General features: G+C 48.4%; 13 protein-coding genes, 1 tRNA gene and 1 pseudogene. 11 read left to right on the forward strand and 4 right to left on the reverse strand.

All coding sequences use genetic code 11. From position 1 onward, the window contains the following. Positions 1 to 157: 157 nt before the first annotated feature. The 3 genes from AAAT87_RS11300 to uxuA all read left to right on the forward strand — a co-directional run bounded on the left by AAAT87_RS11300 (position 158) and on the right by uxuA (position 4,104). Positions 158 to 985, forward strand: a complete 828-nt coding sequence (locus tag AAAT87_RS11300) for an AAA family ATPase (RefSeq protein WP_428848586.1) — start codon at positions 158 to 160, stop codon at positions 983 to 985. A gap of 183 nt (positions 986 to 1,168) precedes the next feature. Further along, positions 1,169 to 2,758, forward strand: a complete 1,590-nt coding sequence (locus AAAT87_RS11305; protein WP_349226471.1) for a mannitol dehydrogenase family protein — start codon at positions 1,169 to 1,171, stop codon at positions 2,756 to 2,758. A gap of 74 nt (positions 2,759 to 2,832) precedes the next feature. After that, positions 2,833 to 4,104 (forward strand): mannonate dehydratase, encoded by a 1,272-nt coding sequence (uxuA, locus tag AAAT87_RS11310; protein WP_295025201.1) that lies wholly within the window; start codon positions 2,833 to 2,835, stop codon positions 4,102 to 4,104. A gap of 121 nt (positions 4,105 to 4,225) precedes the next feature. Here uxuA and AAAT87_RS11315 read toward each other — a convergent pair whose 3' ends face one another. Together AAAT87_RS11315 and AAAT87_RS11320 are read right to left on the reverse strand one after the other, a co-directional pair. Continuing rightward, a complete protein-coding gene (locus AAAT87_RS11315) occupies positions 4,226 to 4,645 on the reverse strand; it encodes a hypothetical protein (RefSeq protein WP_295025200.1) in 420 nt (139 codons plus the stop codon). A 161-nt stretch (positions 4,646 to 4,806) separates the two neighbouring features. Beyond that, a pseudogene (locus AAAT87_RS11320) lies at positions 4,807 to 4,974 on the reverse strand (hypothetical protein); the annotation flags it as partial. Positions 4,975 to 5,132: 158 nt separating this feature from the next. Between AAAT87_RS11320 and AAAT87_RS11325 the strand changes: the two are divergent. The 3 genes from AAAT87_RS11325 to AAAT87_RS11335 are packed head-to-tail and all read left to right on the forward strand — an operon-like array spanning position 5,133 to position 12,602. Further along, complete coding sequence (locus AAAT87_RS11325; protein ID WP_349226472.1) at positions 5,133 to 10,628, forward strand: alpha-2-macroglobulin family protein; 5,496 nt, start codon at positions 5,133 to 5,135, stop codon at positions 10,626 to 10,628. Between the two features lie 31 nt (positions 10,629 to 10,659). Further along, positions 10,660 to 11,724, forward strand: a complete 1,065-nt coding sequence (locus AAAT87_RS11330; protein ID WP_349226473.1) for a DUF1573 domain-containing protein — start codon at positions 10,660 to 10,662, stop codon at positions 11,722 to 11,724. Next, positions 11,724 to 12,602 (forward strand): 4-hydroxy-3-methylbut-2-enyl diphosphate reductase, encoded by an 879-nt coding sequence (locus AAAT87_RS11335; protein ID WP_153129468.1) that lies wholly within the window; start codon positions 11,724 to 11,726, stop codon positions 12,600 to 12,602. The genes AAAT87_RS11330 and AAAT87_RS11335 overlap by 1 nt, the downstream gene beginning before the upstream one ends. A gap of 270 nt (positions 12,603 to 12,872) precedes the next feature. Here the strand turns inward: AAAT87_RS11335 and cmk are convergent, their stop codons facing one another. Both cmk and porQ read right to left on the reverse strand, forming a co-directional pair. Continuing rightward, positions 12,873 to 13,565: a (d)CMP kinase gene (cmk, locus tag AAAT87_RS11340; RefSeq protein ID WP_153089384.1), complete on the reverse strand. Its 693-nt coding sequence runs from the start codon at positions 13,563 to 13,565 to the stop codon at positions 12,873 to 12,875. Positions 13,566 to 13,622: 57 nt separating this feature from the next. Then, positions 13,623 to 14,570 (reverse strand): type IX secretion system protein PorQ, encoded by a 948-nt coding sequence (porQ, locus tag AAAT87_RS11345; protein WP_295025151.1) that lies wholly within the window; start codon positions 14,568 to 14,570, stop codon positions 13,623 to 13,625. Positions 14,571 to 14,729: 159 nt separating this feature from the next. Here porQ and AAAT87_RS11350 point away from each other — a divergent pair, with 159 nt between their 5' ends. The 5 genes from AAAT87_RS11350 to AAAT87_RS11370 all read left to right on the forward strand — a co-directional run bounded on the left by AAAT87_RS11350 (position 14,730) and on the right by AAAT87_RS11370 (position 21,290). Then, positions 14,730 to 15,467: an energy transducer TonB gene (locus AAAT87_RS11350; protein ID WP_295025150.1), complete on the forward strand. Its 738-nt coding sequence runs from the start codon at positions 14,730 to 14,732 to the stop codon at positions 15,465 to 15,467. 74 nt (positions 15,468 to 15,541) lie between these two features. Continuing rightward, on the forward strand, positions 15,542 to 16,516 hold the full coding sequence (locus AAAT87_RS11355; protein ID WP_295025149.1) for a polyprenyl synthetase family protein: 975 nt from the start codon (positions 15,542 to 15,544) through the stop codon (positions 16,514 to 16,516). 54 nt (positions 16,517 to 16,570) lie between these two features. After that, on the forward strand, positions 16,571 to 17,410 hold the full coding sequence (locus AAAT87_RS11360) for a TatD family hydrolase (protein WP_349226474.1): 840 nt from the start codon (positions 16,571 to 16,573) through the stop codon (positions 17,408 to 17,410). A 483-nt stretch (positions 17,411 to 17,893) separates the two neighbouring features. Beyond that, positions 17,894 to 20,431: a glycoside hydrolase family 84 protein gene (locus AAAT87_RS11365; protein ID WP_428848589.1), complete on the forward strand. Its 2,538-nt coding sequence runs from the start codon at positions 17,894 to 17,896 to the stop codon at positions 20,429 to 20,431. Between the two features lie 771 nt (positions 20,432 to 21,202). Continuing rightward, positions 21,203 to 21,290, forward strand: a tRNA-Ser gene (locus AAAT87_RS11370). Positions 21,291 to 21,303: the final 13 nt, after the last annotated feature.

The following is a 21,303-nucleotide window of genomic DNA, read 5'->3' on the forward strand; positions in this document are numbered from 1 at the left end:
TTCCAGAACGACCTGCTTACATACGTGTTCCAGTCAGAATCGCGAGGTCAGAAGGCCATAGATTCCAAGTTTCCAAAAGGTTTTTTATCAATGGGATTGCTATAACTCATCCTTGGAGGCTTCTACTGATTTCAAGCGATTCTTTGCTTGGTATGATATGATGGAAGATGAAGAGAGAAGAGAGAGGGAAAGCAGAAGAGATTTTAATTATCACTCTACCATGTTGCAGGTAGTGCGCAGAGCTATTGAAGCTTTTGTGGATAGAAAATATAGAAATCCACATATTGAGATCCATCCCCTTAGGTTTGTTATGGATGAATATGAGAATGGGGTGAAAAAAAGAGAATTGCGACTAGAACAATTCAGTGATGGCTATAAAATCATCATTGCTATGGTGGCGGATATCGCATCGCGTATGGCGGAAGGAAATCCGGGAATAGAGAATCCTTTGGAAGCTTCGGGGGTCATCCTGATTGACGAAATAGATCTGCATCTTCATCCTAAATGGCAAAGGGAAATATTGCGTAAACTGCATGAGGTTTTTCCTAATGTGCAGTTTGTTGTTACCACTCATAGCCCTATTATTCTGCAAGGTGCTTCTGATATTGCGCAAATTGTTGTGCTTGATGGTGACACGATAAAAACCTGTAATGCTGACTTTACTAATTATGATGTCAGTCAAATTCTTTTAAGCGAACTCTTTGGGGTTGAAAGTGTACAGGCTCCTCTATATGATCAGGATATTAAGGAACAGGAAGAGTTGCTGAAACGATATGGGCATTTGACAAGTGAAGAACAGAAACGCTTGGCGGCCTTGGATGAAAAATTGAAGGTGTGGAATCAATATGAGAACTACTGTAAGATGCGAAAGATTGCAATACAAAAAGGTAATCGTGAACTTTTAGACTTGGTTGATGATTCTATTTCTAAATTGACAGCTGAAGACGCTGAATTTACTGGCATGTTTAAATATCAGAGGAAATAATAAAGAGGAGATGCCAACATCCCCCATTCTTACTTTGATGTAAGGATGGGGGATGCTTTTTTGTTCAAAAGCGTTTGCTTTTCGTTCAATTTCTGTTTTTTTTTGCGAAAATGTGAGGGGGATTCGATGTTTTTTCGTATTTTTGTAGGCGAATACATAAAACAACATCAAAAATATAAAAGTATGAAACTGAACGACATTCTTTCTGAAAACTTTCAGACTGCAGAATGGGAAGCTAAAGGTTATCAGCTTCCTCATTATGATATTGCAGCAGTTGCCAAGAAGACTCACGATGAGCCTACTTGGATTCACTTCGGTGCAGGCAACATCTTCCGTGCGTTCCCTGCTGCTATCCTCAACGATGCTCTCAACACCGGTAAGTACGACCGTGGCGTCATCGTGGCGGAAAGCTTCGATTACGAAATCATCGACAAGGCATATCGCCCTTACCATAACCTCTCGCTCCTGGTGAGCCTCCAGTCTAACGGCACCATCGAGAAGAAGGTCATCGCTTCTATCACGGAGAGTCTGAAGGCTGACAAGCAGTTTGGTGAGGATTGGGCTCGCTTGGTTCAGATTTTCCAGGCACCTAGCCTGCAGATGGTTACCTTTACCATTACTGAGAAGGGGTATTCCTTCAATGATGCCGATTTGGCTCGTGGTCTCGACGCTGTCTTTGCCATGGGTAAGCTTACTGCGCTCCTCTACGAGAGATTCAAGGCGGGCAAGCTGCCGGTTACCCTTCAGTCAACTGATAACTGCTCTCACAACGGTGACCACGTGAAGGCGGGCGTGAAGGCGTATGCCGAGCGCTGGGTGAAGGATGGCATCGTGGAGGCTGATTTCCTGGATTATATCAACGATGACAAGAAGGTGACTTATCCTTGGTCTATGATCGACAAGATTACGCCTCGTCCTCATGAGAAGGTGCAGGCGATGCTGGCTGAGGATGGTTTTGAGGATAATGATACCATCATCACTGAGAAGCATACCTTCACCGCTCCTTTCGTGAATGCAGAGGAAGTACAGTATCTCGTTTGCGAGGATACCTATACCAACGGCCGTCCGCCATTGGAGTTGGGCGGTGCGCTCTATACCACCCGCAAGACCGTGGATGAGGTGGAGACCATGAAGGTGACTACCTGTCTGAATCCGCTGCATACGGCGATGTCTATCTATGGCTGCATGCTCGACTATACCCTGATTTCTGCCGAGATGGCAGATGAGGACCTGCGTGCCTTTATCCAGAAGATCGGTTATATCGAGGCAATGCCGGTGGTTACAGACCCAGGTGTATTGAACCCATACGAGTTTATCGGCACCGTTATCAACAAGCGTCTGCCTAATCCTTTCATGCCAGATGCTCCTCAGCGCATCGCTACCGATACCAGTCAGAAACTCTCTATCCGTTTCGGTGAGACCATCAAGAAGTATATCGACCGTGGTCTCGACAAGAATAATCTGATATTGATTCCGCTGGTGCTGGCAGGTTACGCCCGCTATCTCATGGCATTGGATGATAACCTGAAGCCATTTGAGCCATCTTCCGACCCATTGCTGGCAGAACTCCAGACCATCGTGGCTCCTCTGGAGGTAGGCAAGGCGGATCAGGACTACTCTTGCCTGAAGAATCTCTATTCTCGCAAGGACGTATTCGGACTCGATCTCTACGAAGCTGGCTTCGGCGAGCAGATAGAAGGCATGGTGAAGGAACTCTTCGCCGGCAAGGGTGCCGTAAGACAGACATTGCACAAGTACGTTGCTGCAAGATAGGTCTTGTGCAAGTATGTTTCTGCAAGATACAAAATCATTCATTTTAAAAATACATACATTATATATAAAGATATATGGAAAGAACATGGCGCTGGTTTGGCAAGAAGGATAAGATTACGCTTGCCCAGCTGAAACAGATAGGTGTGGAGGGTATCGTGACAGCATTGCACGATGTGCCTCTGGGTGAGGTTTGGACTCGTGAGAAGATTCACGAACTGAAGGAGTACATTGAGTCTTATGGTATGAAATGGAGCGTGGTGGAGTCGCTGCCGGTGGTGGAGACCCTGAAGTATGGCGGTCCTGACCGTGACCATCAGATCGAGGTGTATAAGGAGAGTCTGAGAAACCTGGGCGAGGAAGGCATCAAGTGCATCTGCTATAACTTCATGCCGGTTTTGGACTGGGCACGTACCGATTTGGCACACGAGAATCCTAACGGAGCCAACAACCTCTATATGAACTGGGGCGAGTTTGCCTACTTCGACATCTATATCCTCCAGCGTGAAGGTGCCCGTGAGGACTGGGCTGAGTTCTCTAAGGTGCACAAGTGGGGCAGAGACCTCGTGGCTGAGGCTGATGAAATCAAGAAGACTTCTACACCAGAGCAGGATCATGCCTTGGTAGAGAACATCATCATCAAGACCCAGGGCTTCGTATCCGGTAACTTCAGCGAGGGTGACTCGGCTCCTGTACAGAAGTTCCGCGACCTGCTGAAGCTTTACGATGGCATAGACAAGAAGAAGCTGCAGGAGAATATGAAATACTGGCTGGAGGCGATCATGCCTATCTGCGATGAGTATGACATCAACATGTGCGTACATCCTGATGATCCTCCTTATCCTGTATTCGGATTGCCTAGAATCATCGGCCGTGCCGAGGATATCCAGTGGATGCTGGATGCCGTGCCTAACAAGCACAACGGTCTGACATTCTGTGCAGGTTCCTTCTCTGCCGGTGAGCACAACGACTGTGTAGCCATGGCAAAGCAGTTTGCCGACCGTACCCATTTCGTTCACCTTCGTTCCTGCTACATCTTCCCTGATGGTAACTTCACCGAGGCTTCTCACCTGGGTGGTCGTGGCCATCTGATAGAGCTTTGCCGCATCTTCGAGAAGGCAGAGCAGGAAGGCAAGTGCAATTCGGGTCGCCGATTGCCTATGCGAGTAGATCATGGCATGACCTTCACCGATGAGCCAGGTGGTGTGTTTGATGAGAGCAACCACGGCCATAATGCCGGTTATACCCTCCTGGGCCGCATGTTTGCCATGGGCCAGATTCAGGGCGTCATCGCTACCGTGGATGATGAGCTGGGCATAGAGTACAAGCAGCCGGGATTTTATGATTAGTTGATAGGCTTTAGCATATTACGAAAGTTCAGTTAAGTGATTTGAAATCCTGGTTGAATGAAATATGAAAAAGGCTAGCGTGCGTTTGTGCATGCTAGCCTTTTTTAGTGCTTGGGGTGCTTTATTCCTTTGTTTTGAGCTCCACTTCCTCCACATATTTCACTAATGAATCCTTGCCGTTGAGCAGGTAGTAATCTACCCGGACCACGTGGTTGATGTCAGCATTACCCTTCACCTTCACGTGGCGGGTCTTGCCGAATATCATCGTATCACGACGGGAAGGGTAGGAGACGAGCTGGATTATGTCCTTGGTGGAACCACTGCCTATGTAGTAGATGCCCACACTATCCTTGCCTGCCTTGACAGCAGCCATCTTCGCCTTCTTCTTGGCATGGATGGCAGCCGTATCTTCCGGATAGAACTCGCTGGCAGCTACCGTGTCGCCGTCGTGCTGATCGGGTGCAAACTTGCAGCTTGTACTGGTTGTTGTGATAAGAGTTGTAGCAGCCAGAGCTGCCACAAAACATAAAATTTTCTTCATTATTATTTTGAATTAATCAGTTACATTTCTACCACCACTTCGTGCTTGCCTTCCAGGCAAGGAATGATGGTGCCTGCGATGGCTTTGCCATCCACCGTAATCTGCTTCACGCCTTTCTCCCTTCCTTCTGGGTTCTTTACCACGATGTGGTATTCGCCACCACGGAACTTGGCATCCTTGTAGAAAGAATACCCACCTGCAGTGTTGGAGATAAGCGAGAAGAAATCCTCGTTACCCAAATAGTTGATCCAAGGCCATGGAGTCTTTGGATCTGTAATCACGTACTCGCGATTGGCGTCATCAAAATGACCATACTTTTTCTCAGCCATTGTTTTTTTAATGTGTATTTTTAGAATTTTGCATGAATTTGGTGCAAAGATACTAAAAAGTTTCAGTTTATAGGTTAGAAAACAGATATTTTTTGTATTTTTGCATTGAAAAGTTGGATGTTTAACAATTTGCGATTAACATAACATACAATTGGCTTATGAAAAGAAACATTATGACACTCCTCATAACCGTGTTTGCCATGCTGCAAGCAACGGCTCAAACCTACGACAACTTGTGGAAGCAAGCTGATATCATCGCTCAGAAGGATCAGCCCAAGAGCGAGATAGGGGTGATGAAGAAAATCATCTCCAAGGCCACGGTGGCAAAAGACTACGGCCAGCTGCTGGCGGCTGAGATAAGGCAGGCGATACTCTGGAGAGAGATTTCTCCCGACTCGCTGACGCCCAATGTGAAGCGGATGGAAACGGAAGCACTGAAAGCGAAAGACCCCGTGCTGAAGGCTGTGAGATATGCCGTGCTCGGCAAGGTGTATAGGGAGGTGAATGGGAAGAAGAGCGAGGAATTCTTCAAGAAAGCCCTGGAACAGCCTGAACTTCTTGCCAGAAATGCTTCTACCGGGTATGTGCCGCTGACGCTGAAGGGTGTGGATGGCAGTTCCTTCAACAACGATTTGCTGCATCTCATCGGTTTCGAGGCTGACAGCAAGGAGGCGTATCTGCTGATGTACACCTATTATGATAAGGTGGGAAATCGGGGTGCAGCCTGTCTCTGTGCCTACAAGCTTATCGAGAAATACCGCCAGGATGACGTAAGAGAGGTCAGAAAGTCGAAGTATCTGAATACCATCGACTCGCTCATCCACGTCTATCAGGATATTCCGGAGGCAGGCGAACTCGCCGTGGAGCACTTCCGCTTCATGGAAGGTGCCACCGATGCCAAACCGCTGGATAAGCTCAACTATATCAACTATGCACTGAATAGATGGGGTGGATGGTCGAGAATGAATGTGCTGAGAAATGCGCAGAAGCGACTCACCGAACCGATGTTCCAGGTGAAGGATATGCCGCAGGTGTTGCGACCTGGGGAGAAGGCTTGGGTGCAGCTGGATGTGCGCAATCTCCAGAATCTGAACATTCGGCTTTCCCGTCTCAATATCACAGCGGATAATGAATATGATGCCCAGAATGAGGCTACCTATAAGATGCTCCTGAAGAAGACCACGAAGCTGCATCAGAAGGATTTCAGCCGCAACTATTACGGTCGTCCGGATTATGAAACGGTGAAGGATTCCATCGAAATCGGTGGCAATCTGCCGCTGGGTGCCTATCTGATGGAGGTGACTTCGGATAATACCGGCATCGCTCCGCAGCGAGAACTCTTCTATGTCAGCAATCTGGCGGTGATGATCCAGCAGTTGCCTGATGACAGGCATCGCTATGTGGTGGTGAATGCTACCGACGGTCAACCTGTTCCTGGTGCGAAGATAGTGCTCTATGACAGAAACTATGACGACAAGACGGGCAAGTTCAAGAGAGTCATTCATGCCCGAATGACGACAGATGACCAGGGCGAGGCTTACTTCAAGAATGTGGATGGAAAGGTATTGATCTACACATCTGCAGATAAGTTTGCGCCTGCCAAGGATATCTACCTCTCACGTGCCCGCTATTACGAGAAGAAGGATGATGAGGTGAAATATCAGTTGTTTACCGACCGTGCCATCTATCGCCCGGGTCAGAAGGTGCATGCCACTGCCGTTTCCTACATCGTGAAGAAGGGCTTGGATGCCAGTGTGCCAGGCAAGAGCAAGGAACTGAAGTTTATCCTGAGAGACGCCAACTGGAAGCAGATGGCTGAGCAGAAGGCTACGACCGACGAATATGGTACGGCTTCGGTGAATTTCGAATTGCCGAAGGAGGGACAGACGGGACAGTATTCCATCTCCGTGAATGGTACGGCAACAGAATATATCAGAGTAGAGGAGTACAAGCGTCCAACCTTCGAGATTACCTTCCCGAAGGTGAACGAAAAATATACCTGGGGCGATACCGTAGTGGTGAAGGCTTCGGCAAAGACCTATGCCGGTGTGCCTGTGCAGGGTGCCAAGGTGGAGTATCAGGTGACCCGCAGAAATCAGCTCTGGTGGTGGGGCGCAGGCTCTGCCGGACAGTTGGTGAAGACTGACAGTTGCGTGACTCGTGAGGACGGAACCTTCGACGTAGAGATTCCGCTGGAGGCTTCCTTGTCAGGAAAAGACGAGGCTGATATGAGCGATTTCATGCGCATAGCCCGTTTCTTCAACTTCGAGGTCTCAGCCATCGTTACCGATATCAGCGGCGAGAGCCACGAGGGCGTGATGAGTCTGCCTCTGGGCACCAAGTCAACCATCCTCACGGTGAATCTTCCTAAGCGTATCGAGGCAGACAGTCTGAAGACGGTGACCTTTGCTTACCGCAATGCCAGTGGAATGCCGATTGCCAGCAATTTGAAATATCGTATTGATGGTGGTGAATGGAAGGTGGCTGAGGCGAATGCGCCGGTTGCCATCAAGGAATATGCAGCTTCTTCAGCATCATCTGCCCATGTTTGGAAATCCGGCGTTCATCAGCTGGAGGCAATCTGCGGAACTGATACCCTGCAGCAGAAGTTCACCCTCTTCAGCATCAAGGATACCCATCCGATGGAGCCAACCACCGAATGGTATTACCAGACGGCGAAGACCTTCCCTCATGATGGAAAGCCGGTATATGTGCAGGTGGGGTCTTCTGAAAACGGAGCGCACATTGTTTATTCCATCATCGCCGGCAACAAACTGCTGGAGAAAGGCGCCTGGGAATTGGGTGACAGTATCGTGACCCTGCCATTCACCTACAGAGAGGAATATGCTTCGGGTGTGGTGATCAACTATAGTTTCGTGAAGAACGGCGAATGCTATGCCAGAAAAATCAGCATCGCCCGTCCTTTGCCGGAAAAGAAATTGAATATCACCTGGAAGACTTTCCGCGACCGTCTCACTCCGGGACAGAAGGAGAAGTGGACCTTGCATGTGACGACTCCTGACGGCAAGCCAGCCAAGGCACAGCTGATGAGTGTGCTTTATGATAAGTCGCTCGACCAGTTGGCTGAACATACCTGGGAAATGTCGCTGGGATTCAGCCAGTGGTTGCCAGATTGCTATTGGAAGAGCAATCTGAAGTATTATAAGATGGGATTGGCTGGTACTTATCCTACCAAGTATTATGATGAAAAGGAGTTGGATGTGGATAAGTTTGATGGCAAATACTTTAGCTTTTCTGCTTATATGCAAGCGGTGCTACTGAGCAAGTTGGAACGTTCTTATGGCGGAACTGTTGAGGCTGTTCGTATAGAAAAGCATTCTTCGGTGAAAGACGAGCTGGTTCGAGATGAAGCGAAAGTCATGAGATCTCGTGGAAATCAGATGGCCCGTGTCGGAGCTGCTGCTCCATCTGCCAACAAGGTTTTTGATGCAGTAGAAGAGATGCCGCAGTTTGCCGGCGGTTCAGGTTCAGATGCAGGACAGTACCTCGACAAAGTGCAGGTGCGTGAAAACCTGAACGAGACCGCCTTCTTCTATCCTGCCTTGGAAAGCGACAATCAGGGCAATGTGGCTATCAATTTCACTTTGCCGGAGAGCGTGACAACCTGGAAGTTCATGGGATTGGCGCATGATAAGGAGATGAGAAACGGATGCCTGGTAGATGAGGCTGTGGCTCAGAAAACCGTGATGGTGCAGCCTAACATGCCTCGCTTCCTGCGTGAGGGCGATAAGAGCACCATCGTGGTGAAACTCTTCAACACTTCAGATAAGAAGGTGAATGGCAATGCTCGCATGCAGATTCTGGATGCCGAAACCCAGAAGGTGGTTTGGCAGAAGACGCAGAACTACAGCATCGATGCCGAGGGCTCTGCTACCATCTCCTTTGATGTCCAGGGACTGAAAGAAGGCGTATATATTAATAAGGTGGTGGCAGCCGGCAATGGCTACAGCGATGGTGAACAGCACTATCTGCCTGTCTTGGGCAATCGTGAACTCGTGGTGAATACCCTGCCTATCACCCTGCACCAACAGGGCGAGCAGAGTTTCGACCTGAGCAGGCTTTTCCTGAACAAGGAGGGTAAGCAGGCGAAGGGAGCAGAGAATGCAAAGGTGACCGTGGAATATACCAACAATCCTAGTTGGCTGATGGTCAAGGCGCTGCCGTCTATCAGCAATCCGGATGAGGAGGATGCCATCTCGCTGATGTCTGCCATCTACGCCAATACCATCACCACCCATATCCAGAAGCATCTTTCGCTGGAAAAACAGCCAGAGCAGAATCTCTCTCAGGAGACCATTCGCTTGCAGAATCAGGTGGAGAAACTGAAGAAGTTGCAGAATGCTGACGGTTCCTTCTCCTGGTGGAAGGGAATGAAGGGCAGCAGATACATGACAACGTCGGTAGCCGAAATGATGGTTCGTCTGAATGCCGTTGCCGGCGTTCAGAAATCTACCGCCAAGATGCTGACTTCCGCCATCAATTATCTCTCCTGGCAGACAGCACAGGAAGTAAGAGAAATGAAGAAGCAGGAGGAGAAGAAGCACAAGGAGTGTCCTAGCGAGCAGGCGCTGCATTATCTCTACATCCTCTCGATGGATGGCAGAAAGATGAAGCAGAATCAGGAGGCTGACAAGACTTATCTCCTGGAAAAGATGTCGAAGATGACCGGTGATTTCACCATCTATGGTAAGGCACGTGCTGCCGTGGTGCTCGCCAAGAACAGCCAGCAGAATGCCGATTACCGCGAAAAGGCAGGCGAATATCTGCAGAGCGTGAACGAATATGCCGTTTATCGCGAGGAGATGGGCCGCTACTACGATACCCGCAAGGCATTGTACAGCTGGAGAAACTATAAGATACCAACCCAGGTATCCGTGATAGAGGCGATGCAGATGCTGAAGCCGAACGACAAGCAGACCATCGAGGAACTGCAGCGCTGGCTCCTGATGTCGAAGCGTACCCAGTCTTGGGATACGCCGGTGAACACCGTGGATGCCGTCTATGCCTTTATGAAGGGTAATGAGAGCAACTGGAACAGAAAGGCTGAGAATGCCGTGCTGAAACTGGATGGCAAGCTGTTGCCAATGCCGCAGGATTCTACTACGCTGGGTTATGTCAAGACCGAAAAGGCGGGTAAGGCATCTACCCTGAGCATCAACAAGAAAAGCGATTATACCAGTTGGGGTGCCGTGTATGCAGAGTTCAAGCAGCCGCTTAGCGAAATAGCCTCTGCCGAATCGGGCATCAAGGTGCGTCGTGTCATCGTTCCTGCTGAATCGCAGGGCAGGGGCAAGGCGCAGGCGAAGGTGGGAGAGAAGGTGAAGGTAACACTCATCATCACTGCCGACCGTGACTACGATTTCGTGAAGATTGTGGACAAGCGGGCAGCCTGTCTGGAGCCTGTCAATCAGCTGAGCGGTTACCAGTGGGGTATGGAATGTTATGTTTCTCCTAAGGATAATACAACAAATTTCTATTTTGATCGTTTATCTAAAGGTAAGCATTTCGTAGAAATGGAATATTATGTCGATCGTAAGGGCGACTACCAATCGGGATCCTGTACGGCAGAGTGTACCTACAGTCCGGAGTTTGGAGGTCGTACGGAGGCATATAAGATGACAGTTAATAATTAATATAAGGATTGATAATTACGAATAGAATAGTATGAAACGAATGAATATATTGATGCTTTCATCGCTGTTGACGGTGTCTGCGTCGGCACAGAAGATAAGTACTCAGAACGAGATCGTGGATTGTGGACAGGTAGTATTCCGCAAGCCGGTGACCGCTGAGTTCCTGATGACGAATGAGGGCAGCAAACCGCTGATCATCCATCAGGTGTATAAGAGTTGCGGATGTACAGAGGTTGTGTATCCGAAGAACAGTGTGGCTCCTGGCGACAGCTTCTTGGTCAAGGCGGTGTATGATGCGAAGCAGATGGGCACCTTCCACAAGCAGATATGTCTCTATAGCAATGCATCGGAGGAACCTTTTATCCTCTCCATGCGTGGTAGGGTAGTGAGTAATGTGGTAGATTTCGCAGGCCCATATAATGAACTGCTTGGCGAACTCAAGTCGGATGTCCAGGAGGTGGAGTTTGATGACGTAAACCGTGGCGACCGTCCGGTACAGCGCATCCATATCTTCAATCCTACAGAGGAGATGATGGAACCTGTGGTAATGCATCTTCCTAACTATCTCCAGGCGACGGTTTCGCCATCCAGGGTGGCTCCTCACCGTTCTGCAGAGATTACCTTCGTGCTGGATTCGAAGAAGCTGCGTGATTTCGGCTTGAATCAGACTTCTGTTTATCTGGGTGAGCGTCCTGGTGACAAGATTGCTCCAGAGAAGGAAATCGTGGTTTCTGCCGTTCTTCTGCCAAGTTTCGACAAGTTGACTGCCGAGCAGAAGAAACTGGCTCCGAAGGTGGAACTCTCTACTACCGATCTGAATCTGGGAAGCTTCAACGGCAAGAAGAAGCTGAAGGGAGAAATCCTGGTTAGCAACCAGGGTAAGTCGGTTTTGGATATCCGAAGCATGCAGATGTTTACCATGGGCTTGCAGGTACAGTTGAAGAAGAGCAAGATTCAACCGGGAGAGACCGTGAAGATGAAGGTGACAGCCGTGGCTACCGATCTGAAGAAGTCGCGTGCCAAGCATCCTCGTATTCTCATGATTACCAATGATCCGGAGAATGCCAAAGTTGTAATTAGAATAAATGTAAAGTAATGCAGATAGAAATAGATCATGGTAGTGGTTTCTGCTTCGGCGTAACCACTGCTATCAAGAAAGCTGAAGAAGAGTTGGAAAAGGGCAGTACACTCTACTGCCTGGGTGATATTGTGCATAATGGCATGGAGGTGGAGCGCCTGCATGAGGCAGGGCTGATCACTATCGACCATGAGGAGATGAAGGAGCTTCACGGTGTGAAGGTGCTGCTTCGTGCCCATGGTGAACCCCCTGAGACTTATGCGCTGGCAGAGAAGAACAATATTGAGATTATTGATGCCACCTGTCCGGTAGTTCTCCAGTTGCAGCGCCGCATCAAGAAGCAGTATGTGAGCAATCCGGAGGCGCAGATTGTCATCTTCGGAAAGAAGGGACATGCCGAGGTGCTGGGACTGGTAGGACAGACCGAGAGTCATGCCCTCGTGGTAGAGAAGTTTGAGGATGTAGAGCATCTGAAGGAAGTAGGTAAGTTGGATTTCAACCGAGATATCTATCTCTATTCCCAGACCACCAAGAGTCTGGATGAGTTCCATCGCATCATCGAGTATTGTCAGGAGCATATCGTAGAGGGTGCAACCTTCAAGAGCTTTGATACCATCTGCCGCCAGGTGGCTAACAGAATGCCAAACATCGCATCCTTTGCCAGCAAGCATGATGTCATCCTCTTTGTCAGTGGCAGAAAGAGCAGCAATGGAAAAGTGCTCTTCAAGGAGTGCAAGAGCGTGAATGCCAACAGCTATCAGATAGAGAGTGCCGAAGAAATCAATATGGATTGGCTGAAGGGGGTGAATACCGTAGGCATCTGTGGTGCTACCAGTACTCCTAAATGGCTGATGGAAGAATGCAAGGAGAAAATCATCAAGGATACCTTATCATAAAGAAAAACAGGTAATCTGATGATTCATCTCATCAAATAAAAACAGGTGATAAATCTTCTCACGAGGACTTATCACCTTCAAAAAACAGTAATTAACTCAAAATTTATAATCTATATCATTACTACCTTGTCATTATGTCTGCAAAGATAAATAAAACAACGTTTTTTTGCAAAGCCAATTCTTTAAAATGGCAGTTTTTTTATATTAAACTGAAATTTTAATATATTTTTGCAGTCTTCTGCAGGTTTTCTACGACAAAGTAGCTTTTTGTTACTTTTCTGCGGCTTTTTGATACTGTTTCATCAACCATTCCTTCTGTTCCGGAATTGTCATCTCACTGTTGTCGAGTGTGATGGCATCATCAGCCTTGCGCAAAGGAGAGGTCTCACGATGGGTGTCAATGTAGTCACGCTCCTCTACATTCTTCAGAATTGCCTCGAAGTCGGCAGGCATTCCTTTCTCCTTGAGCTCATCGAAACGGCGCTGTGCTCTTACCTGAGAGCTTGCCGTAACGAAGATCTTCAGTTCTGCGTTAGGGAAAACGGTGGTACCGATGTCACGGCCATCCATTACGATGCCCTTGTCTTCGCCCATCTTCTGCTGCTGGGCTACCAATGCCTCTCTTACGAATGGGATGGCTGCCACTGGACTTACGTGATTGGAAACCTCCAGCGAGCGGATCTCCTTTTCTACCAACTCACCGTTGAGATAGCAGTCTGGGCGACCGGTTTCGGCGTTGAACTTGAAAGAGATGTGGATGTTGGACATCTCAGCCTCTAACTCTGCTACCTTTACCTTGCCATCCTCATCGAAGAGCTGGTGGCGCAGGGCGTAGAGCGTAACTGATCGATACATGGCACCTGTATCTACATACACATATCCGATTTCCTTGGCAAGATCCTTTGCCATGGTACTCTTTCCACAAGAAGAGTAACCGTCAATTGCTATTGTAATCTTCTTCATGTCTTTAAATCTGAAAAGTTTATCTGTTCTATAAATCTGTATTCTATAATCCGTATTCTATAATCTGTAGTCGATATTCAGCAGCAGACTATTGCTGCTGACATGGTATTTGCCGTAGGCGATGTTGAGATGGAAGCGCTCCAGATTGATACCGCCACCCAACGACCATCCGGCTCCATGACTGCTGGTCTCATCTTCTCCGTTTACGATTTTCATCTCATCGTGGCGTCGGAAGTTGTAGCCGGCTCCCACCCAGAGGCTTTCGCCCAACAGCAGATCGGCACCTAATACCGCATGGTTTCTGATTCCCTTATCCCAATGGTTCAGATTCACCAAAGTGGCTGAAACGCGGAAAGGAGTATTGATGAAGTGCTTGCTGACACCCACCTGTAGGTCTATCGGCATCTTCTCGTATTCTTCATCATAAGCCTTGAGCTGTCCACCCAGGTTTCTGGCTACTGCGGAAACCGACCACTCTTCTTCCGAATCGTAGTAGTTGAGTCCCAGATCCACTCCCATGGCGATGGAGTTGTAATCACCGATATACGAGGTGATGAATTTGGCGGTGATGCCACCCACGATGCGTTCGCTGAGCAGGTAGGAGAAAGTACCCGCCAGACAGATATCCTTAGCCGAGAATTCACCCATCTGGATGTTGTTCTCATCGGTCTGCTTCATCTTGCCATAATCCACATATTGGGCCGATACCGCCCACGAAGCCTTCTCTCCGGCGATGCGGTTGAATGAAGCTGATGCCATATTCACCCCCTTCATATAGTTCATGTAGTTGAAGTTGAGGGTACGGTCGTTCACCGACGCCAGCAGGGCTGGGTTATGGAAAGCAAGTGCCGCATCATCTTCTATCAAGGTGATGTTATCGCCTCCCAAGGCTGCAGCATGGGCACTGACGGGGAGTCGGAGGAAGTTATACCCCGTCTGACTCTCTTGAGCCCCCATTTTTGTCGCAAAAAGCGTCAATATAATGGAAAAAACAACTTTTTTCATTTAAAATATCTAATTCTTTGGCAAAGATACGGCTTTTTTGAGAAATAAGACGTAAATTTGCAATGTTTTCGTAGAAAATAACGAAAGAGAATGTAAAATATTGCAGTTTGGACCCCAAAAACGGGTGAACAAGTCTGCAAATAGTAGATAATAGATATTGTGGAAATAAAGAAATCAGATCGTGCACAGTTGGAGGACAAGCGGGTAACTTTTTTCCTGCTGGGACTCCTTATTGCCTTTACGCTTCTTTTTGTAGGATTGCAATATTCCAGAAATCCGCAGGGAGATGACGACTGGGCTGAGAACTTTGAAGATCTTTCGCAAGATATGGAAATGTCAACTCCGCCCGACCAGAAAGATATGGTGAGTGCGGAGGCTATGGCGAAGGCACCTGCCTCGCAGGCTATTACCCAGGAGGTGAAACCTACCGAGCAGCAAATGGTCAAGAAGACACCGGAAAAGATCAGCACTACTACCAGCAAGCTGGTAATCGGTGATGGTTCGGGCGTGGTAGAAGGGGCTGACGTGAAGGAGGCGGCTCCTGAGACGGCGGTGGATCCGGCAGATACACAGGCTGAGGCTCCTATCAAGTTTACCGTGGTGCAGAAGATTCCGGAGTTTCCGGGAGGCTGGTCGGCATTTATGCAATGGCTCACCAAGAACCTGAAGTATCCGCAGGTGGCACAGAACAACAAGGTACAGGGCACGGTGGTGGTAACCTTCATCGTGAACAAGGATGGAAGCATCGCCAATACCAAGGTAAGTACCTCGGTGGATGCTGCCCTTGATGCTGAAGCGCTCCGCGTGATGAAGATGATGCCCAAATGGAAACCGGGTATGGACAAGAACAAGGTGTGCCGTACCATGATTGCTGTTCCGGTGGTATTCCAGTTATAAAAGATAAAATAACTGAATACTCAATTTCAAGACAGATTATAAATCAGATATTATAAATTAGAAATATGATAGATATGAAGACATCAGAAGAATTATTGGTAATGGTGAATGATTTCCTGGCAAATCTCCCATACAATCGTAAACCATTGTCGCTTTACGAACCGGTGAAGTACGTACTCTCTTTAGGTGGAAAGCGTATTCGCCCTGTTTTAATGCTCTTGGGATACAATCTCTTCAAGAATGATCCTGAGAAGATTCTGATGAATGCGATAGCTCTTGAGACTTATCACAACTATACTCTCTTGCACGACGACCTGATGGATAATGCTGACCTCCGTCGTGGTCATGAGACTGTACACAGGAAGTGGGATGCCAATACTGCTATCCTCTCTGGTGACAGTATGCTGGTGTTGGCTTACGAGAGAATGGCACAGTGCGACGATCAGCATCTTGCCAAGGTGATGAAGCTCTTTACTACTACAGCCCTTGAGATTGGAGAGGGACAGCAGTATGATATGGAGTTTGAGAACCGCAATGATGTGAAGGAAGAGGAGTATATCGAGATGATTCGCCTCAAGACCAGTGTGCTTCTGGCTTGTGCCCTGAAGATTGGTGCCATCCTGGCTGATGCTTCTGCTGAGGATGCTGACAATCTCTATAAGTTTGGCGAGCAGATCGGCTTGGCTTTCCAGCTGCAGGATGATTTCCTCGATGTATATGGTGATTCCAAGGTGTTTGGTAAGGCTATTGGGGGTGATATCACTTCCAACAAGAAGACTTTCATGCTCATCAATGCCTTCAACCATGCCAACGATGCCCAGCGTGCTGAACTCCAGAAATGGGTGGATGCCAAGGAATTCGACCGCAATGAGAAGGTGGCTGCTGTTACCCGTCTCTATAACGAGATCGGTATCGACAAGATGGCACAGGATAAGATTGCCTATTACTTCGAGCAGAGCAAGAAGTATCTTGATGCTGTGAATGTACCTGCTGATCGCAAGGAAGAGTTGGCGAAGTATGCACAGAAAATGATGAAGCGCCAGTATTAATCATCAAGTTTAAAGTTCAAAGTTCAATGTTCAAAGTTCAATGTTCAAAGTTCAATGTTCAAAGTAATAGATACGCATACTCATCTCGATGCAGAAGAGTTTGATGAGGATAGAGCGGAAGCTTTCGCTCGTGCCAGGGAAGCAGGGGTAGGCAAGGTGTTCTTGCCTGCCATCGACGTGAAGACCACGCACGCTGTCCTGGCATTGAGTCGGGAATATCCGGGTTATGCCTATCCGATGATCGGTTTGCATCCTGAAGAGGTGAAGGCAGACTGGAAGGATCAGCTGGCTGAACTCAGGAAGATATTGGAGGAACATCGCATAACTGAAGGTACCGGTCAGACTGGTGATTCTATAGATGGCGATTCTCCACAGATTTCCGATTTCATAGCCATTGGCGAAATCGGACTGGATTATTACTGGAGCCGTGAGTTTGAACAGGAGCAGTTGGAGGCATTCGAGGAACAGGTGAAATGGTCGGTAGAAACCCGACTCCCCCTGATGATTCATTGCCGCAAGGCACAGAACGAGATGGTACATCTGCTCAGACAGTATCAGAAAGACCTGCCGGGCGGCGTGTTCCATTGCTTTACCGGCAATCAGAAGGAAGCCGAGGAACTCCTCTCGTTCGACAACTTCGTGCTGGGTATCGGCGGTGTTTCTACTTTCAAGAGCAGTCATCTGCGTGAAGATCTTCCAGCCGTGGTTCCGATGAACCGCATTGTTTTGGAAACCGACTCTCCATATATGGCTCCCGTGCCTTATCGTGGCAAGCGCAATGAAAGCGCTTTCGTGATAGAAGTGCTCAAGACTCTGGCGAAAGCCTACGGAGTGAGTGAGGAGGAATTCGCAGAACAGACGAATAAGAATGTAGAAAGCGTCTTTCACTTCTAGGGAAATGCCCCACACGCCCTGAAAGGGCAGAAGCTCCTAGCCCAGGGCAACACCCTGGGTTATAATGGCAATCAGCAAAGCGCCCTGTAAGGGCAGAAGCTCCTAGCCCAGGGCAACACCCTGGGTTATAATGGCAATCAGCAAAGCGCCCTGTAAGGGCAGAAGCTCCTAGCCCAGGGCAACACCCTGGGTTATAATGGCAATCAGCAAAGCGCCCTGAAAGGGCAGAAGCTCCTAGCCCAGGGCAACACCCTGGGTTATAATGGCAATCAGCAGCACGCCCTGTAAGGGCAGAAGCTCCTAGCCCAGGGCAACACCCTGGGTTATAATGGCAATCAGCAAAGCGCCCTGAAAGGGCAGAAGCTCCTAGCCCAGGGCAACACCCTGGGTTATAATGGCAATCAGCAAAGCGCCCTGTAAGGGCAAAAGCTTTAGTAAATATATAAAATTTAATAAAAATAAATCCTAAACCAACTATTCGTTATGACTAGAAAAATGTTGATGGCAGCCCTCCTGATGGCTGCTTTTGCACAGGGCACTCAGGCACAAGACCTGAGCGGCCAGCGTTCTGAAAAGCAAGACGTGCACATGATTCCTGGTAAGAAACTGGATCATCACGGACTCATCGTGAGTCCTACACCACATCTCCTGAATGTGGATGCTGCTAACCGACTCGACCTGCAGAAAGGTGTCAAGGTGATTGACAAGAAAGGTAAGTTTGCTGATGATGTGAAGTTCCTGACCGCTAACGCCAAGGGCATTCGCCTGACCATCGATTTCGGTGAGAAACTTGCAGCTAAAGCAGGAGTGAAGCCTGTATCGGGTGCTTACAGCCTGAAGGCAGATGCCAAGGGTATCCAGATTGTGGGATACGATGAGCGTGGCGCTTTCTATGGCTTGCAGACCTTGCGTCAGATTGTAAACAGCGAGATGGCAAAGGGCCAGATGCCTTATACCACTTGCAACGACTACCCTGATCTTCCAAACCGTGGTGTGGTAGAGGGCTTCTATGGTGAGCCTTGGTCTCATCAGGTGCGTCTTTCCCTCATTGATTATTATGGAAAGAACAAGATGAACACCTATCTCTATGGTCCAAAGGATGATCCTTATCACAGCTGCCCTAACTGGCGCTTGCCTTATCCTGAGAAAGAGGCTAAGAACATCAGCGAACTCGTACAGGCTTGCCGTCGCAACCGTGTAGATTTCGTATGGGCTATCCATCCGGGACAGGACATCAAGTGGAACGAGGAAGACTATCAGAACCTGGTTCACAAGCTCGACTTGATGTACGACCTCGGTGTACGTTCTTTCGCTATCTTCTTTGATGATATTTCCGGCGAGGGTGCCAATCCAGTCAAGCAGTCTGAACTCTTGAACCGCCTGGCTAAGGAGTTTGTGAAGGCTAAGGGCGATGTTACACCGCTCGTGATGTGTCCTACCGATTATACCCGTCTCTGGGCGAATCCAAAACCAACCGGTTCTCTGGCTATCTTCGGTAATACCCTCGATCCATCTATCAATGTATTCTGGACAGGTGATGTCGTATGTAGTGACTTGACCCGCGAGACTCTCGACTGGGTGAACTCCCGTATCAAGCGCCCTGCTTATTACTGGTGGAACTTCCCAGTAACTGATTATGCACGCCATATCATCATGCAGGGTCCTACCTACGGTTTGCAGACCGACCTGACCAACAAGGATCTCTGTGGTTTCGTGAGCAACCCAATGGAGCATGGTGAGGCTTCCAAGCTGGCTCTCTACGGTGTAGCTGACTATGCATGGAATATCGCTAACTATAATCCGCTCGACAACTGGGAGCGTGGTCTGGTAGATCTGACTCCAGAGGCACACGATGCTTATCGCACCTTCGCCATGCACTCATGCGATACAGAAACCGGTTATCGCCGTATCGAATCATGGGAAACCAAGAGCTTCCGCATCGACAACTTTACAGATGCAGAGTTCAATGCTTTGCAGAAGGAATTTGAAAAGGTGAAGAATGCACCTGCTCAGATGGAGGCAAACTGCAAGAATGCCTTGTTGATGAAGGAACTCCGTCCTTGGTTGACTGAGTTTGGCAAATTGGGTAATCGTGGCTTGAAGACCATGCAGCTCATCAAGGAGTACAAGGCTGGTAATGACCAGGCATTCTGGGATGGCTATGTCAACAACCGTATGAGCAAGGAAGATGTGGCTGCTTACGAGAAACATAAGTCTGGAACCATGGTATTGCAGCCATTCTATGAGCAGTCTATGGATGATATGGCTTCTGGCTTCTTCAAGAAGTTGACTGGCAAGGTGCCTGCTTTCTATAAGGGTATCGGTACTTACGCAACCTTGAGAACTACCCAGAGCAAGGCGATGTTTGACAACGATTCTACTACCTATTATACATCGGGTAATGGTCAGAACACTGGCGATTGGATTGGTGCAGACTTAGGTTGTGTTCGTTCTGTTTCTGAGGTAAGAATCCTTCAGGGACGTAACTCTGTGGATGATGTGGATTACTTCGACAATACAGTACTGGAGTATTCTCTTGACAAGAAGGAGTGGAAGGCGCTTACCGGTGAGTTGAAGAAGCAGTATATCATCAACTGGAAGACCGATTCTCCTGTTGAGGCTCGTTATATCCGCATCAAGAAGTTGAAGTCTGACAAGCGCAACTGGGCTGCAGTCCGTACCTTCGAGGTGAACCCAACTACCCCAGATCGTTTGAGCTTTACTGTAGAGGCTAAGGATATGCAGGCAGCGATGTATGGTTTCGATGAGAACCCTTGCACCTCATTCACAAATGAGGGAACTCTCACCTTTGGCGTAGAAAAGGGTGTTACAGGCTATACATTCTTGCAGAAGGTAGCTCCTGGCAGCTCTGTCGTTTGCCGTCAGTTGAATGCCAAGGGTAAGGTATTGGCAACTACCAGCATCAACCAGTCATTCTGCAAGATAGAATTGGTGAAGAAGGCAGCGAAGGTTCAGCTGGATGGTTCAGCCGAAATCTTCGAGATTATTCCTGAGAAGTAAAATTGGAAATTTATTCATACGCCCTGAACCAACGGTCACCGGCCGAAGGGAAAGGTAAAGGGCAGAAGCTCTTAGCCCAGGGCATTGCCCTGGGTTAAACATCCGCTAGGCGTCTCGCCGCTAGGCAGGGGATAACAAGTTCTTTATTCCCGCTAGGCGTCTCGCCGGATTTGCAATCCGGCGTTAAAAAATGTCCTAACCTATTTAGCCTCTGCGGATTTGCAATCCGCAGCAAAGGAGTATGCTTTTCCTTTTGTTGGGGGGATTACAAATCCCCCGGTTTTAATAGGTCGAACCTTTTTTACGGCGGATTGCAAATCCCCCGGTTTTAATAGGTCGAACCTTTTTTACGGCGGATTGCAAATCCGCCGGGACGCCTAGCGGGCTTGTGCTCTTGGAGACGCCATACGCCCTGAACCAACGGTCACCGGCCGAAGGGAAAGGTAAAGGGCGGATGTTTAACCCAGGGCATTGCCCTGGGTTAAACATCCGCTAGGCGTCTCGCCGGATTTGCAATCCGGCGTTAAAAAATGTCCTAACCTATTTAGGCTCTGCGGATTTGCAATCCGCAGCAAAGGAGTATGCTTTTCCTTTTGTTGGGGGGATTACAAATCCCCCGGTTTTAATAGGTCGAACCTTTTTTACGGCGGATTGCAAATCCGCCGGGACGCCTAGCGGGCTTACGCTCTTATATTTTCGTTAAAGAAATGTAAAAAGCAAACGAATATGTGGATTTTCGAATAAAAAGTGATAATTTTGTACTTCGAAACAGGAAAGGTGCTCGAGTGGCTGAAGAGGCACGCCTGGAAAGCGTGTATTCCCCTAAAGGGAATCGGGGGTTCGAATCCCCCTCTTTCCGCTTTTTTATATAT

The organism is Segatella sinensis, from assembly GCF_040095255.1.
Classification (GTDB): domain Bacteria; phylum Bacteroidota; class Bacteroidia; order Bacteroidales; family Bacteroidaceae; genus Prevotella; species Prevotella sinensis.

What these genes read in the sequence shown, in the direction of transcription:
- AAAT87_RS11335 (WP_153129468.1), top strand. Translation starts at nt 11,724, where the DNA reads ATGCAGATAGAAATAGATCATGGTAGTGGTTTCTGCTTCGGCGTAACC.
- cmk (WP_153089384.1), bottom strand. Translation starts at nt 13,565, where the DNA reads ATGAAGAAGATTACAATAGCAATTGACGGTTACTCTTCTTGTGGAAAG.
- AAAT87_RS11360 (WP_349226474.1), top strand. Translation starts at nt 16,571, where the DNA reads ATGTTCAAAGTAATAGATACGCATACTCATCTCGATGCAGAAGAGTTT.
- AAAT87_RS11300 (WP_428848586.1), top strand. Translation starts at nt 158, where the DNA reads ATGATGGAAGATGAAGAGAGAAGAGAGAGGGAAAGCAGAAGAGATTTT.
- AAAT87_RS11330 (WP_349226473.1), top strand. Translation starts at nt 10,660, where the DNA reads ATGAAACGAATGAATATATTGATGCTTTCATCGCTGTTGACGGTGTCT.
- AAAT87_RS11325 (WP_349226472.1), top strand. Translation starts at nt 5,133, where the DNA reads ATGAAAAGAAACATTATGACACTCCTCATAACCGTGTTTGCCATGCTG.
- AAAT87_RS11315 (WP_295025200.1), bottom strand. Translation starts at nt 4,645, where the DNA reads ATGAAGAAAATTTTATGTTTTGTGGCAGCTCTGGCTGCTACAACTCTT.
- AAAT87_RS11365 (WP_428848589.1), top strand. Translation starts at nt 17,894, where the DNA reads ATGACTAGAAAAATGTTGATGGCAGCCCTCCTGATGGCTGCTTTTGCA.
- AAAT87_RS11305 (WP_349226471.1), top strand. Translation starts at nt 1,169, where the DNA reads ATGAAACTGAACGACATTCTTTCTGAAAACTTTCAGACTGCAGAATGG.
- uxuA (WP_295025201.1), top strand. Translation starts at nt 2,833, where the DNA reads ATGGAAAGAACATGGCGCTGGTTTGGCAAGAAGGATAAGATTACGCTT.
- porQ (WP_295025151.1), bottom strand. Translation starts at nt 14,570, where the DNA reads ATGAAAAAAGTTGTTTTTTCCATTATATTGACGCTTTTTGCGACAAAA.
- AAAT87_RS11355 (WP_295025149.1), top strand. Translation starts at nt 15,542, where the DNA reads ATGAAGACATCAGAAGAATTATTGGTAATGGTGAATGATTTCCTGGCA.